Origin of the sequence: Marilutibacter spongiae (assembly GCF_014145325.1) — a bacterium.
In the GTDB taxonomy this organism is placed as follows: domain Bacteria; phylum Pseudomonadota; class Gammaproteobacteria; order Xanthomonadales; family Xanthomonadaceae; genus Marilutibacter; species Marilutibacter spongiae.
The window spans coordinates 158,266-172,446 of the sequence record NZ_JACHTF010000008.1 but is presented as its reverse complement, the minus strand read 5'-3'; the positions used below and the strand labels follow the sequence as shown (position 1 = coordinate 172,446).

The following is a 14,181-nucleotide window of genomic DNA, read 5'->3' as shown; positions in this document are numbered from 1 at the left end:
CCCCGGCGGCAACCGTGGCGGCGGGCGGGGCCCGGGTGGTGGCGCGGGGCGCGGCCCGGGCGGCAACCGCGGTGGCGGTCGCGGCGGCCAGCGCGGCGGCTGACCGCACGCGCGGCATGCTTCACCGAGAAGGGCGCCCCGGGGCGCCCTTCTCCGTTCCGGGCCCGCATCGACGGGAGCCGGCGCATGCGAAGCAAACGGGTTTCGGCCGCGCCATGGGCGCAGTGCAATAGTGTCCCATCGGGCGAGCGGCTAAGCTGCGCCCCGATGAGCCGTACCGGACGCCCGTTCGCGACCCTTTCGCCTGGCCTGCGCCTGCTGGTGCTGGGCCTGTTCGCGCTGTCGCTGTTGCTGCGCCCGGTCCTGACCACGTTCGGCGAGGTCCACGAACTGGCCCACGCCGGCGCCGCCTCGCACGAGACGCATGTCGGTGCCGCCAACGACGTCGGCGATGCGCGCCAGGCCGGCGAAGACCCCACCCTGCACACCCTGCTGCACTTGGCCCATTGCTGCGGCCAGTCCACGCCGGTGCCGGCGCCACTCGTGGCCGCCCTCCCCCACCCCCGCTCGGCATCATCCCCGCGGGCGGTGGACTACGACGCCCCGGCGACGACGCCGGCCGAAACGCCCTTCCGTCCTCCGATAAGGGCCTGACCTCGCCCTGGCCTTCCGCCAGCCCGACGTCCCGCCCAACCATCGGAGTTCCCCATGACATTGCGACTCGCGGCTTTCGCCGCGGGCCTCGCCTGTGCGCTCGCGGCCCTGCCCGCGTGCGCCGGCGCGCCCCTTGGCCTGGACGACGCCTTCGCGCGCGTCCTCCGGGCCCACCCCGACCTGCGCGAGGTCGACGCACGACGCCCCCTGCTGGCGCACGAGCGCGACCAGGCCGCGCAGCGCCCGTCCCTGCGTCTGGATGCATCGCTCGAGAACGCCTTCGGCAGCGGCGGCCTGCGCGCGCTCGATGGCGCCGAGCTGACCCTGGGCCTGTCCTCGGTGCTCGAGCGCGGCGCCAAGGCCGACGCACGCGCGGCCGTCGTGCAGCGTCGCATGGACGGCCTCGACAACGAACGCGCCGGCCGTCGCCTCGACCTCCTGGCCGAGACCGCGCGCCGGTATCTCGACGCCGTCGCCACGTCCGCCCAACGCCGGGTCGCGCTGGAGGACATCCGCCAACGCGAACAGGCCGTGTCGCTCGCACGGCGGCGGCGGCAGGCGGGCGCCTCGCCCGCCTCTCTGGTGCTGACCGCACGCGCCGCACGCGCCGAGGCCGAGCTCGGACTCGAGCGTGCCTCGCAACAGCACGCGATCGCCCTCGCGCGACTGGCCGCGCTGTGGGGCGGACGCGATCCCTCGTTCGAGCTCGCGGACCGCGTGCCGCCGGACCTGCCGGAAATCGCGCCACTCGCGCGCCTGGAGGCCCTGCTGCGCGACACCCCGGACCTGGCGCGATTCGCCGACCAGCGCCGTGTCGCCGAGGCCCGCCTGCAGCTGGCGCGCAGCGAATCGCGCGCCGACATCGACTGGAGCCTCGGCGTGCGGCGGCTGCAGGCCGACGACGATGTCGGCCTGGTCGCCGGGATCTCGATCCCGCTCGGCAGCCGCAGCCGGGCCGCACCGGGCATCCGGATGGCCAAGGCCGAACTGCAACGGCTTTCGGTGGAGCGCGAGTCGGCATCGCTGTCGCTGTACGCCACGCTGGCGGAAGCCCATGGCCGCTACCGCCTCGCGCGCCTTGAAGCCTTGCGTTTCGAGGACGACATCATCCCCGCGCTGGAACGCGCCGAAGGCGATGCCCGCGTCGCCTTCGAGCGCGGCGCCGCCGGCCCGCTGGAATGGACCCAGCTCCAGGACCGCCTCGTCGACGCGCGCAGGCGCCAGCTCGCCGCGACCGTGGATGGGCAGCGCGCCCTCATCGAACTCCAGCGCCTGACCGCCCAGCCCCTGCTGGCGACCGCGGCCCCGAACCCAGGATCCACGCCATGAACCCCGTGCATGCACTGCGCGCCATCGCGCGCGCCCTGCCGCTCGCGCTCGCGATGCTGCTCCTCGTCGCCTGCAACGACGCGCCGCCGTCCGACGCCAACGCGGACCGCCAGGACCACGACGATGGCCATGGCGACGCTGCGCACGCGGACGCGCCCGCCACCCGTATCGAACCGGCGATCGCGGAGGCCTCGGGCATCCGGGTGGACGTCGTGGCCGCCGGCACCATCGCCGACAGCCACGAAGTGCAAGGGCTGCTCACCCCCATCGAAGGCCGCGTGGCCCGCGTGGGCGCGCGCTTTCCCGGACCGCTGCTGCGGCTCGACGCGAACCTCGGCGACCGGGTCGAGCGCGGCCAGGTGCTGGCGATCGTCGAAAGCAACCTCAGCCTGGGGCCGTATCCGGTGCGCTCGCCCCTGGGCGGGGTGGTGACCGCGCGCAATGCCTCCGTCGGCGACATCGCCGACGCGGATGCCGTCCTGATCGAGGTCAGCGACCTCTCGCGCCTGTGGGTCGACCTGCACGTATTCGGACGCGATGCGCGGCACCTGCGCGCCGGCGCACCGGTGCGGGTAAGCCGGCTCGACGACGAGGCCACGCAGGACACCGTGCTGGACCGCATCCTCCCCGGCACGGCCACCGCGAGCCAGAGCACGATCGCCCGCGCGGTGCTCGACAATGCCGATGGCCAATGGCGCCCGGGTACCGCGGTGCGCGCACGCGTCACCGTCAGCCAGGCACCGGCCGAACGCGTGGTGCCGGCGACCGCCCTTCAGTCACTGGACGGGCGCGAAGTCGTCTTCGTCGTCGAGGGCGACCGCTACGAGGCCCGCGCGGTGGAGGTCGGGCAACGCGACGGCGAACGCGTCGAGATCCTGTCGGGGGTGGCGACGGGCGAAACGGTCGTCGTCGAGCAGAGCTACCTGGTGAAGGCCGACATCGAAAAGTCGGGGGCCTCGCATGAGCACTGACGCGCCGGTCCTGGAGGCCATCATCCGCTTTGCCATCCGCCGCCGCGGCCTGGTGCTGGCCGCGACCCTGGCCCTGGTGGCGTTGGGCGCATGGAGCCTGGCGCGCCTGCCGATCGACGCCACCCCCGACATCACCAACGTGCAGGTGCAGGTCAACACCGAAGCCCCCGGCTATTCGCCGCTGGAGGTCGAACAGCGCGTGACGTTTCCGGTCGAGACCATGCTGGCCGGCCTGCCCGGGCTCGACTACACGCGCTCGCTGTCGCGCTATGGCCTCTCGCAGGTCACGGTGGTCTTCGAGGACGGCACCGACCTCTACTTCGCCCGCCAACAGGTCAACGAACGGCTGCAGCAGCTGGGCAGCCAGCTGCCGCCGGGGCTGGACCCGGCCATGGGCCCGATGGCGACCGGCCTGGGCGAGATCTTCATGTACACCGTCGACGCCGAACCGGGGGCGCGCAAGTCCGATGGCACGGCCTGGACCGCCACCGACCTGCGCACCCTGCAGGACTGGGTGATCCGGCCGCAGTTGCGCAACCTGCCAGGCGTCACCGAGGTCGACACCATCGGCGGGCACGAACGCCAGGTGCATGTCACCCCCGACCCGGCGCGCCTGGTCGCCTTCGACCTGGGCCTGGACGACGTGCGGCGCGCGATCGGCCTGAACAACCGCAACGTCGGCGCCGGCTACATCGAGCGTAATGGCCAGCAGTTCCTGGTCCGCGTCCCCGGCCAGGTCGGTGCGGGCGACCGTCCGGCGCTGGAGGAGATCGGCGCGATCGTGCTGGACCGGCGCGACGGCGTCCCCATCCGCATCCGCGACGTCGCCGAGGTCGGCGAAGGCATGCCGCTGCGCAGCGGCGCAGCCAGCCAGGACGGCCATGAAGTCGTACTGGGCACCGTGGTCATGCGCGTGGGCGCCAACAGCCGCGAGGTCGCCCGCGATGCCGCCGCCGGCCTGGAGAAGGCCGCCGCCAGCCTGCCCGACGGCGTCACCGCGACCGCGGTGTACGACCGCACCGCGCTGGTCGAGCGTACCGTCGCCACGGTCACGCGCAACCTCGCTGAGGGCGCCCTGCTCGTGGTGCTGGTGCTGTTCCTCCTGCTGGGCAACGTCCGCGCGGCGCTGATCACCGCCGCGGTGATCCCGCTGGCGATGCTGTTCACCGTCACCGGCATGGTCCGCGGCGGCGTCTCGGGGAACCTGATGAGCCTGGGCGCGCTGGACTTCGGCCTGATCGTCGATGGCGCGGTGATCATCATCGAGAACTGCCTGCGCCGCTTCGACGAAGCACGACGCCTGTCCGGCCGGGCGCTTGGGGCGGACGAGCGGCGGGAACTGACCGCCAGCGCGACCGCGGAAGTCGTCCGACCCAGCCTGTTCGGCCTGACGATCATCACCCTGGTCTACCTGCCGATCTTCGCGCTGACCGGCATCGAGGGAAAGATGTTCCACCCGATGGCGATCACCGTCGTGCTGGCGCTCGGGGGCGCGATGCTGCTGTCGATGACCTTCGTGCCGGCCAGTATCGCCCTGTTCCTCGGCCGCGAGGCGCCGCGGCGATCGCTCGGCGGCGTGGACCGTACCGGCGCAAGCGACGACGAGCCGCACGACAACCGCGCGATGCGGCTCGCCCGGCGCGCCTACCGTCCTGCCCTGGGCTGGGCGATGCGCCACCGGACCGCGGTCCTGGCCGGCTCGCTGGGCCTGGTCGTGCTGTCGGGCCTGCTTGCGACCCGGCTCGGCAGCGAGTTCATCCCGCAGCTCGACGAGGGCGACATCGCCCTGCACGCCATGCGCATCCCCGGTACCGGACTGGAGCAATCCGTGCGCATGCAGCAGTCGCTCGAGGCCTGGCTCGGGACGGTTCCCGAAGTCGAACGGGTCTTCAGCAAGATCGGCACCGCCGAGGTCGCGGCCGACCCCATGCCGCCTTCCGTCGCCGACACCTTCCTGATGCTCAGGCCCCGCGACCAATGGCCCGACCCGCGCAAGCCGCGCGCCACGCTGGTGGCCGAGCTCGAAGCGGGGGTGGCGCGCCTGCCCGGCAACAACTACGAGTTCACCCAGCCCATCCAGATGCGCATGAACGAGCTGATCTCGGGGGTCCGCGCCGAGCTGGCGATCAAGGTGTTCGGCGACGATCTCGACACCCTGCTGGCGCTGGGCGATGCGATCGCCGACACCGCGCGCCGAGTGCCGGGCGCGGCGGACGTGCGGCTGGAACAGGCCAGCGGCCTGCCGATGCTCACTGTCACCCCGGACCGCGTCGCGCTCGCGCGCTACGGCCTCAACCCAGGCGTGGTCCAGGACGCCGTGGCCACCGCGGTGGGCGGCGAGGTCGCCAGCCAGTTGTTCGAAGGCGACCGGCGCTTCGATATCGTCGTGCGCCTGCCCGAAGCGCTGCGCCGCGACCCGCATGCCCTCGCAGACCTGCCGATCCCGCTGCCAGAGGCGTTCAGCGAGGACGAGGCCGGCGCCGGCGCGAACTGGCCGTCGGGCCTGCCCGGCACGGTGCCGCTGCGCGAAGTCGCGCGCATCGAGACCGTCAGCGGCCCCAGCCAGGTGAACCGCGAGAACGGCAAGCGCCGCGTGGTGGTCACCGCCAACGTGCGCGGTCGCGACCTCGGCGGCTTCGTCGAGGACGTGCGCCGACGCGTCGGCGAGAGCGTCGAACTGCCGGCCGGCTACTGGGTCGACTACGGCGGCACCTTCGAGCAACTGATCTCGGCCGCTCGACGCCTGGCCTGGGTGGTGCCGCTGACGCTGGCGTTGATCTTCGCCCTGCTGTTCATGGCGTTCAATTCGCTGCGCGACGCCGCCATCGTCTTTAGCGGCGTGCCGCTGGCCCTGACCGGCGGCGTCGTGGCGCTGGCCGTGCGCGGGATCCCGATGTCGATCTCGGCGGGCGTGGGCTTCATCGCGCTGTCCGGCATCGCGGTGCTCAATGGCCTGGTGATGATCGCCTTCATCCGGCGCCTGCGCGAGCAGGGCCTGCCCCTGGCCGATGCGATCCGGGACGGCGCGCTCGGCCGGCTGCGCCCGGTGCTGATGACGGCCCTGGTGGCCTCGCTGGGCTTCGTGCCGATGATGCTCAACGTCGGCACCGGCGCCGAGGTGCAGCGCCCGCTGGCGACGGTCGTCGTCGGCGGCATCGTGTCCTCGACGCTGCTGACGCTGCTGGTGCTGCCGGCCTTGTATGGCTGGCTCCACGCCAGGACCCGCGTCGCGGCGCAGGCCAGCGCCGGCTGACGGGCCGGGAGCACGACCGGGGCGCCCGCGCGCGCCCCGGTCCCGGCGCCGCGCTCAGGCCAGTCCGGCCAGCCAGAGACCGACCAGGCGCGCCTGCGCATCGGGAGCCAGGCCTTCGCGCTGCAGCGAGGCCCAGGTGGGGAAGCGCAGCGCATGTTCCATGCATCGCCCGCGATCACCTCAAGGCGCTCCCCCAAGGCTGCCACCGGGCCCTGCATCGCCGCCACCGCGTCGATAGCGCGATGCGCGACAATCCCCGACTCTCCCGCAGGAAACGGATGGCAGGCATGGACGAACTCGAACTCATCGCCGATGCGGACCGCCGCGCGGCGCGCTACACCGCGGGCATCGGCACGCACCGGGTGTTCCCGGACGCCAACGCGATCGCGGCCCTGGCGGGCTTCGATGAAGCCTTGCCGGCCACGGGCCTGCCCGCCTCGGACACGCTTGAACGCCTGGACGCGCTGGGCACGCCCGCGACCGTGGCCTCCAACGGGCCCGACTACTACGGCTTCGTGATCGGTGCGTCGCTGCCGGTGGCCGCCGCGGCCGACCGCCTGGCCCTGGCCTGGGACCAGTGTGCGTCCTCGTCGCTCAATTCGCCGGTCGCCGACGCCATCGAGCGCGTCGCCGGTCGCTGGGTGCTCGACATCCTGGACCTGCCGCGCGGCAGCGCTGTGAGCTTCGGCACCTCCGCGACGGCGTGCGGCATCAGCTGCATCGCCGCGGCGCGGCGCGAACTGCTGCGCAGGCAGGGCTGGGATTTCGACGCCCGCGGCCTCGCGGGCAGTCCACCGATCCGGGCGGTGGTGTCCGATACCGTCCATGTCACCGTGCTCAAGGCCCTGCGCGTGCTGGGTTTTGGCCTCGACCGGGTCGAACGCGCGCCGGTCGACGCCCACGGCCGCATCGATCCGGCGCGGCTGCCGCCCCTGGACGCATCCACCCTGCTCTGCCTGCAGGCGGGCGAGGTCAACACCGGCGAGTTCGACCCCTTCCCCGACCTGATCGCCCGCGCCCGCGCGGCGGGCGCCTGGGTCCATGTCGACGGCGCCTTTGGTCTGTGGGCCCGCGCCAACCCGCGCACGCGGCCGCTGACCGAGGGCGTGGACGGCGCCGACAGCTGGACCACCGACGCGCACAAATGGCTCAACACGCCCTATGACGGCGCGATGGCCATCTGCCGCGAACCCGGGGTCCTGGCGGCCGCGATGAACGCCGACGCGGCCTATTCGACGGCCTCGGCCGACAGCCAGAAGAACCTCGGCCTGGAGTTCTCGCGCCGCGCCCGCGGCATCCCGGTCTGGGCGGCCTTGCGGACGCTCGGGCGCGAGGGCGTCGCCGCCCTGGTCGAGCACCATTGCCAGCTGGCTTCCCGGCTCGCCGAAGGCCTGCGTGCACATGGCATCGAGGTCCTGAACCGCGTCGTGCTCAACCAGGTCCTCGCCCGCCTCGACGACGACGAGGCCACGCGGGCGCTCCAGGCCCGCGCGGTCGACAGCGGGCGCATCTGGTTCGGACCGGGCCTGTGGCAGGGGCGCGCGGCATTCCGCATGAGCGTGTCTTCTTGGCGCACCCGGGCCGAACACGTGGATCGCGCGATCGCCCTGATTGGCGAACTGGCGACGCAGGCGCCGGCACGAGGCTGACCCGTTCCGCCCACGCGCTGCGTTATCCCGGTTCTGGAGCCTCGCGCGGAACACGGACGGATGACGACCCTGGCACTGGCCATTGCCCTCCCCTTGCTGCTGGTGCTCGCGATGGTCCTCGTCGCCGCGCGCCGTGGCATGCAGTTGCGCCTGCTGGTCGAAGATGGCGTGGAGACCGAGGGCCGCGTGGTGGAGCGCATCAAGCACACCGGCAGCACCTACCAGGCGCAGAAGCGCCTGCGCTACGAATACCGCGACGGCCATGGCGAGCGGCATGAACACGTGTCGCTGGTGCCCGACGGCGTCTGGAACCAGCACCCACGCGGCACCTCGATCGCGATCGTCTACGCCCGTCGCAAGACCCACGTGAGCGCACCGCTCCATCTCGTCCGCCAGGCCCGCGAGGCAGTCGATCGCGAGGACTGAGGCGGTGCCGGCGCGAGACTTCGCACCGGCTTCACCGTGGCGCCATCCCCGGTTTGCACCGCCCCGACAGACTGCCTGCCATTCCCGCAGGAGTCCCGACCATGCCCCATGCCCCCCGGAGCGACCACGACCTGGTCGTCGTCGGCGCGAGTTTCGCCGGTGCCGCCTGCGCGCTGGCGGCCGCCCAGTCCGGCCTGCGCGTGCGCGTGCTGGAACGCAAGCGCGATCCGGGCGAGAAGCTGCACACCACCGGGATCATCGTGAAGGAGGCCGCCGAGCAGACCCTGCTCAACCAGTTGCCGTCGCACCTGGTGCGCCGCGTCGAACAGGTCCGCCTCTACGCGCCCAGCCTCAAGCAGGTCGCGCTGGCCGCGCCCGGTTACTACTTCCTGACCACCGACACGCCCGAAATCAAGCGATGGCTGGCGGCGCAACTGGTGGCGCACGGCGTCGAGCTCGACCTGGGCACGGCCTTCACCGGCGCCGAGCGCCGCGCGGATGGCTGGTCGGTGGACGGCATCGGCAGCACGCGTTATCTGGTCGGCGCCGACGGTGCGCGCTCACGCGTGGCGCGGGCGACCGGGCTGGGACAGGTGCAGCAGTTCCTCTACGGCGTCGAGTACGAGTTCCCCGGCGCCCGCCTGGCCTCGCCCGACGCCCTGCACTGTTTCATCAGCAAGCGCTACGCACCGGGTTACATCGGCTGGATCGCGCAGTCGCCGACCGGTATCCAGGCCGGCCTCGCCCTGCGCCACGATCCCGACCGTGCGCGGGTGCCGGACATCGACGGCTTCCTGATGCGGGTGGGCGACGTCGGCGGGCTGCCGCGCCATCTCAAGCCGGGCACCACCCGCGCCGGGCTGATCCCGTGCAGCGGTCCGGTCTGGCCACTGGCCGCGGACGGCGTGATGCTCACCGGCGACGCGGCCGGGATCGTATCGCCGGTGACCGCCGGCGGGATCCACTCGGCCTGGGAGCACGGCTGGACGATCGGCCGCGCAGTCGCGGCGCGTGTCCGCGATGGCGGCCCGCCACCCGAGTGCGCCGCGGTCGAGGCCGCGCCACGCTTCCGCGCCAAGCGCGCCCTGCGCTGGGCCTACGACCGGCTGCAGTTCGACTGGCCCTTCGACCTGCTCATGCACACCCCGCCGCTGCGCTGGGCGGCCGAACAGGTCTACTTCCACAAGCGCGGCCACCGGCCATGAGCCCGAGCGAAGACGAAGACACGTGCGTGGCTACGGTCGAGGACGCGCGTCCACGCGACCTGCCCGGATGCGGGTTCCTGCTTGTCCTTGTCCTGTTGTTCCACGCTTCGATGAGCTTCAACCTCGCGCTGGCGTCCGGCTTCGTGCTGGGCGTCTTCTACGCCTTCCTGCCCCCGGTGGCAGCCAAGGTCGTCGCCACCCTTGCCCTGTCGACCTGCCCTGTCTTCGCCGGCACCAGCCTCCTGGTCTGGCTCGCGCTGCTGCTGGCCATGTTGCGTGCGCGCAAGGTCCTTCGGCGCGCGACGAGGGACCGCTGGCCAACGGGCGCGATCGCCCTGTGCCTGCCGATCCTGCTGACCTGGTCGTTGCTTGCCAGTGGCGAGGCGGTCCGCACGATCGCCATGCATCGCGCCCTGCACGAGGCCCGACCGGATTGCCATGCCACCCGAACGCTGTGGTCGTCCCTGCACGAATGGAGCGACGGTTTCGGCCACCGGCAGGCCCATGCCTGGTTCGTCAAGCATGGGGTTCGCTTCCTCTGGAGCTACCGCAAGATGGCCTTCGTCCCCGATACGAGGCCTTGGCTGAACGGTGGCCGCTGCCGACAATCGGGCGGCACCCGCCTGCCTGCGGCATCGGGTGCGCGTCGCTCGGTGGACCCGGCCCCTCCTCCAGCGGCCTGACCGCCCGCGGACTCAGCGCAGCTCGAATGCGTCGCCGTCCAGCATGGCCGGGAAGCGTTCGCGGTGGGCCTGCAGTTCGGCCGCCTGCAGGGTGGTCGTCACCACCACTTCCTCGTCCGTGCATTCGCTGACCGGATGGCCGAGGAAGTCGATCACCGCGCTGTCGCCGGAATAGGCGATGCCGTTGCCGTCGGTGCCGACGCGGTTGAGGCCGGCCACGTAGCTCAGGTTCTCGATCGCACGCGCGCGCAGCAGGGTCTTCCACGGGTACGCGCGCGCCGCCGGCCAGTTGGCCACGAACAGCAGCAGGTCGTAGTCGAGCTGCCCCGGGCGCTCGACGTCGTAGCGGTTGCGGGAGAAAACCGGGAAGCGCAGGTCATAACAGACCTGCGGGCAGATGCGCCAGCCCTTCCACTCGACCGTCAGCCGCTCGCGGCCGGCGGCGTAGCGCTCGTGCTCGCGCGCATAGCGGAACAGGTGGCGCTTGTCGTAGTGCCGCAGGCCGCCGTCCGGGGTCACGAACAGCATCCGGTTGTAGACGCCGTCACCCACGCGCAACTGCACGCTGCCGGTGATCGCCGCGCCGATCTTCGCCGCCTGCTCGCGCAGCCAGGCCACGGTCGGGCCGTCCATGTCTTCGGCGCGGTCGATGGCGTCGTTGGAAAAGCCGCTGGTGAAGGTCTCCGGCAGCAGCACCAGGTCGGTCAGGTCGCGCAGGGAGCCGACCAGCTCGCCGTAATACTCGCGGTTGGCGGCCGGATCGTGCCAGCGGGTGTCGCCCTGCACCAGCGAAATGCGGAGGTTGTCCATGATCGGTCCTCAGAGCGTCCCCAGGCGCGAGATGGCTTCGTCCAGGGTGGCTTCGTTCTTGGCGAAGCACAGGCGCGCGAGGCGCTGCCCGGCCGGCGGCGATTCGTAGAACGGCGACAGCGGGATCGCCGCCACGCCCTTCTCGGTGGTCAGCCAACGGCAGAAGGCGGTATCGTCCAGGTCGCTCACCGCCGAGTAGTCCACCAGCTGGAAGTAGCCGCCCGGCACCGGCAGCGGCTTCAGTCGCGTGCCTTCGAGCTGGGCACGGAAGCGGTCGCGCTTGGCCTCGTAGAACGCGCCCAGCTGCTCGTAGTGCGCGGGGTCCTCGCGGATCATCTCCGCGAACGCGGCCTGCGCCGGGGTGAAGGTGCAGAAGGTGTTGTACTGGTGGACCTTGCGGAACTCGGCCGTCAACGCCGGCGGCGCCACGCAGTAGCCGACCTTCCAGCCGGTGCAGTGGTAGGTCTTGCCGAAACTGGAGACGACGAAGGCACGCTCGCGCAGTTCGGCATGGCGCAGGATCGATTCGTGCCGAGCACCGTCGAACACGATGTGCTCGTAGACCTCGTCCGACAGCAGCACGATGTCGGTGCCGCGCAGCAGCGCGGCCAGGCGGTCGATGTCCCCGGTGCCGAGCATGGCGCCGGACGGGTTGTGCGGCGTGTTGACCATCAGCATGCGCGTCTTCGGCGTGATCGCCGCGCTGACCACGCCCCAGTGCGGGGCGAACGTGCGCGGGTCCAGCGGCACGTGCACGGCGACGCCGCCGGCCAGGTCGATCGCCGGCTCGTAGCAGTCGTAGCAGGGGTCGAGCACGATCACCTCGTCGCCCGGGCGGACCACGGCGTGGATCGCGTCGAAGATCGCCTCGCTGGCGCCCGAGGTCACGGTCACCTCGCGGTCCGCATCCGGCCGGTGGCCGTAGCAGCGCTCGGTCTTCGCCGCGATGGCCTCGCGCAGCGCCGGCAGGCCGTGGGCCGGGGCGTACTGGTTGAGCCCGGCGCGCATGGCGCGGTCCAGGGCCTCCACCAGGCGACCCGGCACCTCGAAGTCGGGGAAGCCCTGGCCCAGGTTGACGGCACCGTGCTCGGCGGCCAGCTGGGACATGACGGTGAAGATGGTCGTACCGACCTTGGGCAACTTGGTTTCGGGCTTCATCGGATCCATTCGCGCGGGGGCGTGTGCTGCATCGGCCTGCAAGTGTACGAAAACCCATGCTCCGGTTGCCGGGAGACACGCCGGCGGGCGTCGCGGTCCCATTGCACAACCCCGCCCGGGCGAGGACACTCGAAACCATGCAGCGCCTCCACCTGGTCGACGCAAGCGAGCTGGCCTCCGCCTATGCGGCCGCGGAGTACGCGGTCGTGCTCGACGGCGACGTGCTCGCCCTGCACGTGGGCGAGCCGGCCGTCGACGTCGAGGCTTACTGCGCGGCCCGCCGCTATGCCTTCATCACCGCATGGAACCCGGCCTCCCAGCCCTTGCCGGAGGCCGCCAACAACGCGGCCGACGCCCGACTCGTCGCCCGCCTGCAGTCCCTGGACCTGGGCTTCCACCCGGCCTGGGCGCACGACCGCGACAAGCAATGGCGCGAGTCCGGCTGGCTGGTCGCCGACATCGACGTCGCGGTCCTGGACACGCTGGCGGTCGAGTTCGGCCAGGCCGGCACCCTGTTCTGGGAACATGGCGAGCCGGTGCGCCTGCGCATGAGCATGGCCCTGGCGGAGGGCGCACAGGCGCCGGCCTTCGTCGACTGGGGCTGCGGCCTGGCCACGGACCCGGATTGAACGGCGCGGTCCCCGGCAGGCGCCTGGACGCCGATTGCTAGAATGCCGCGTCCCGGCCCGCCTGGCCGCCCGTCCGAGCGCGATGACCGCCCCCCCGCCCCACTCCCCGCTGCTTGAAGCCCGGCAGCTGCGCTTCTCGCGCAACGACAACCCGGTGTTCGGACCGCTCGACTTCAGCGTCGACGCCGGCGAGGCGCTGCTCGTCCAGGGCGACAACGGCGCGGGCAAGACCACGCTGCTGCGGGTGCTGGCCGGACTGCTGCGTCCGGAAGGCGGACAGGTGCGCCTGCAGGGCCAGCCGGCCGATCCGCTCTCCCGCGCGCGCTCCACCGCCTACCTGGGCCACCTGCCCGGCGCCAAGGCCGACCTGGGCGTGCGGGAGAACCTGGACTACCTCTGCGGCCTGCATGGCAGGCGCGCCACGCCCTCGCTGGAAGACGCGCTGGACGTGGTCGGCCTGGGCGGCTTCGAGGACGCTTTGGTCCGGCAGCTGTCGGCCGGACAGAAGAAGCGCCTCTCGCTTGCCCGGCTGTGGCTGTCGCCCGCGCCGCTGTGGCTGATGGACGAGCCCTACGCGAACCTGGACCTGGAAGGCATCGAACTGGTCAACCGCATGGTCCGCGTCCACCTCGACGAAGGCGGCGCGTCCCTGGTCACCACGCACGGGGCCTATGCCGCGCCGCCGGTGCGTACCCGCCTGCTGGCGCTGGAGAAGGCCACGTGAGCGCCGCGACTCCCAGCCTGGCCAGCACCGCCCGGGCGCTGGTGCTGCGCGACCTGCGCCTGGTCTGGCGCCGCCGCGGCGATGCCCTGCAACCGGCCCTGTTCGCACTGCTGGTGGTGGTGCTTTTCGCGCTGGCCCTGGGCAACGAGCCCAACACGCTCGCTGCCGTCGCGCCGGCGATCCTGTGGCTGGCGGTGCTGCTGGCAGGCCTGCTGTCGCTGGACAGCCTGTTCCGTGGCGATGCCGAGGACGGCTCGCTGGAGCAATGGATGCTCGCGCCGGTGCCGCTGGCATGGCTGGTCGCGGTCAGGACGTTCATGCACTGGGCCACCACCGCGCTCCCGCTGCTGCTCGCCGCGCCCCTGCTGGGCGAGATGCTGCGCCTGCCGCACGCGCAGTTGCCCGTGCTGATGGCGTCGCTGGCGCTGGGCACGCCCCTGCTCAGCCTGGTGGGAGCGGTTGTGGCGGCGCTCACCGTCGGGATGAGGCGCTCCGGTATACTGGTGGCCTTGCTGGCGCTGCCCCTGTACGTCCCCGTCCTGGTGTTCGGCGCGGGCAGCGTCGCCGCCTCGGCCCAGGGAATGGAGTACGCCGGCGCATTGCTGATGATGGGAGCCGGACTGGTGCTGGCGGCATTGCTGGCGCCGCTCGCCGCGGCCGCGGCGATCCGGATCGCACTCAACTGAGCCC

The 14,181-nt window shown here is 72.2% G+C and carries 12 protein-coding genes and 1 pseudogene; 11 read left to right on the top strand and 2 right to left on the bottom strand.

What is annotated here, in order from left to right; translation table 11 throughout:
• Nucleotides 1-267 precede the first annotated feature (267 nt).
• From H4F98_RS09275 to H4F98_RS09240, 8 genes and pseudogenes are all read left to right on the top strand, one after another.
• Entirely contained in the window at nt 268-654 is a 387-nt protein-coding gene (locus tag H4F98_RS09275) for a hypothetical protein (RefSeq protein ID WP_182687003.1), read from the top strand.
• 54 nt (nt 655-708) lie between these two features.
• A complete protein-coding gene (locus H4F98_RS09270; RefSeq protein WP_182687001.1) occupies nt 709-1,983 on the top strand; it encodes a TolC family protein in 1,275 nt (424 codons plus the stop codon).
• A 161-nt stretch (nt 1,984-2,144) separates the two neighbouring features.
• Nucleotides 2,145-2,954 (top strand): annotated as a pseudogene (locus tag H4F98_RS09265) (efflux RND transporter periplasmic adaptor subunit); the annotation flags it as partial.
• Nucleotides 2,944-6,207 carry an efflux RND transporter permease subunit gene (locus H4F98_RS09260; RefSeq protein WP_182686997.1) on the top strand — a complete coding sequence of 1,088 codons (3,264 nt, stop codon included), beginning with the start codon at nt 2,944-2,946 and terminating at the stop codon, nt 6,205-6,207. The pseudogene H4F98_RS09265 and the gene H4F98_RS09260, both read left to right, overlap by 11 nt.
• Nucleotides 6,208-6,494: 287 nt before the next feature.
• Complete coding sequence (locus H4F98_RS09255; protein ID WP_182686995.1) at nt 6,495-7,856, top strand: pyridoxal phosphate-dependent decarboxylase family protein; 1,362 nt, start codon at nt 6,495-6,497, stop codon at nt 7,854-7,856.
• A gap of 60 nt (nt 7,857-7,916) precedes the next feature.
• On the top strand, nt 7,917-8,282 hold the full coding sequence (locus tag H4F98_RS09250) for a DUF3592 domain-containing protein (RefSeq protein ID WP_182686992.1): 366 nt from the start codon (nt 7,917-7,919) through the stop codon (nt 8,280-8,282).
• Nucleotides 8,283-8,383: 101 nt separating this feature from the next.
• A complete protein-coding gene (locus tag H4F98_RS09245; protein ID WP_182686990.1) occupies nt 8,384-9,487 on the top strand; it encodes an NAD(P)/FAD-dependent oxidoreductase in 1,104 nt (367 codons plus the stop codon).
• Nucleotides 9,484-10,170 carry a hypothetical protein gene (locus H4F98_RS09240; RefSeq protein ID WP_182686988.1) on the top strand — a complete coding sequence of 229 codons (687 nt, stop codon included), beginning with the start codon at nt 9,484-9,486 and terminating at the stop codon, nt 10,168-10,170. Before H4F98_RS09245 ends, H4F98_RS09240 begins: the two co-directional genes overlap by 4 nt.
• 12 nt (nt 10,171-10,182) lie before the next feature.
• Here the strand turns inward: H4F98_RS09240 and H4F98_RS09235 are convergent, their stop codons facing one another.
• Nucleotides 10,183-10,980: an amidohydrolase gene (locus H4F98_RS09235; protein WP_182686986.1), complete on the bottom strand. Its 798-nt coding sequence runs from the start codon at nt 10,978-10,980 to the stop codon at nt 10,183-10,185.
• Nucleotides 10,981-10,989: 9 nt separating this feature from the next.
• Nucleotides 10,990-12,138, bottom strand: a complete 1,149-nt coding sequence (locus H4F98_RS09230; protein WP_182686984.1) for a pyridoxal phosphate-dependent aminotransferase — start codon at nt 12,136-12,138, stop codon at nt 10,990-10,992.
• Between the two features lie 137 nt (nt 12,139-12,275).
• Here H4F98_RS09230 and H4F98_RS09225 point away from each other — a divergent pair, with 137 nt between their 5' ends.
• The 3 genes from H4F98_RS09225 (at nt 12,276) to ccmB (ending at nt 14,177) form a co-directional block, all read left to right on the top strand.
• Nucleotides 12,276-12,767 carry a DUF3293 domain-containing protein gene (locus tag H4F98_RS09225; RefSeq protein ID WP_182686982.1) on the top strand — a complete coding sequence of 164 codons (492 nt, stop codon included), beginning with the start codon at nt 12,276-12,278 and terminating at the stop codon, nt 12,765-12,767.
• 82 nt (nt 12,768-12,849) lie between these two features.
• Nucleotides 12,850-13,491: a heme ABC exporter ATP-binding protein CcmA gene (ccmA, locus tag H4F98_RS09220; protein ID WP_182686980.1), complete on the top strand. Its 642-nt coding sequence runs from the start codon at nt 12,850-12,852 to the stop codon at nt 13,489-13,491.
• Nucleotides 13,488-14,177: a heme exporter protein CcmB gene (gene ccmB, locus H4F98_RS09215; RefSeq protein ID WP_182686978.1), complete on the top strand. Its 690-nt coding sequence runs from the start codon at nt 13,488-13,490 to the stop codon at nt 14,175-14,177. Before ccmA ends, ccmB begins: the two co-directional genes overlap by 4 nt.
• The last annotated feature ends 4 nt before the right edge of the window (nt 14,178-14,181 follow it).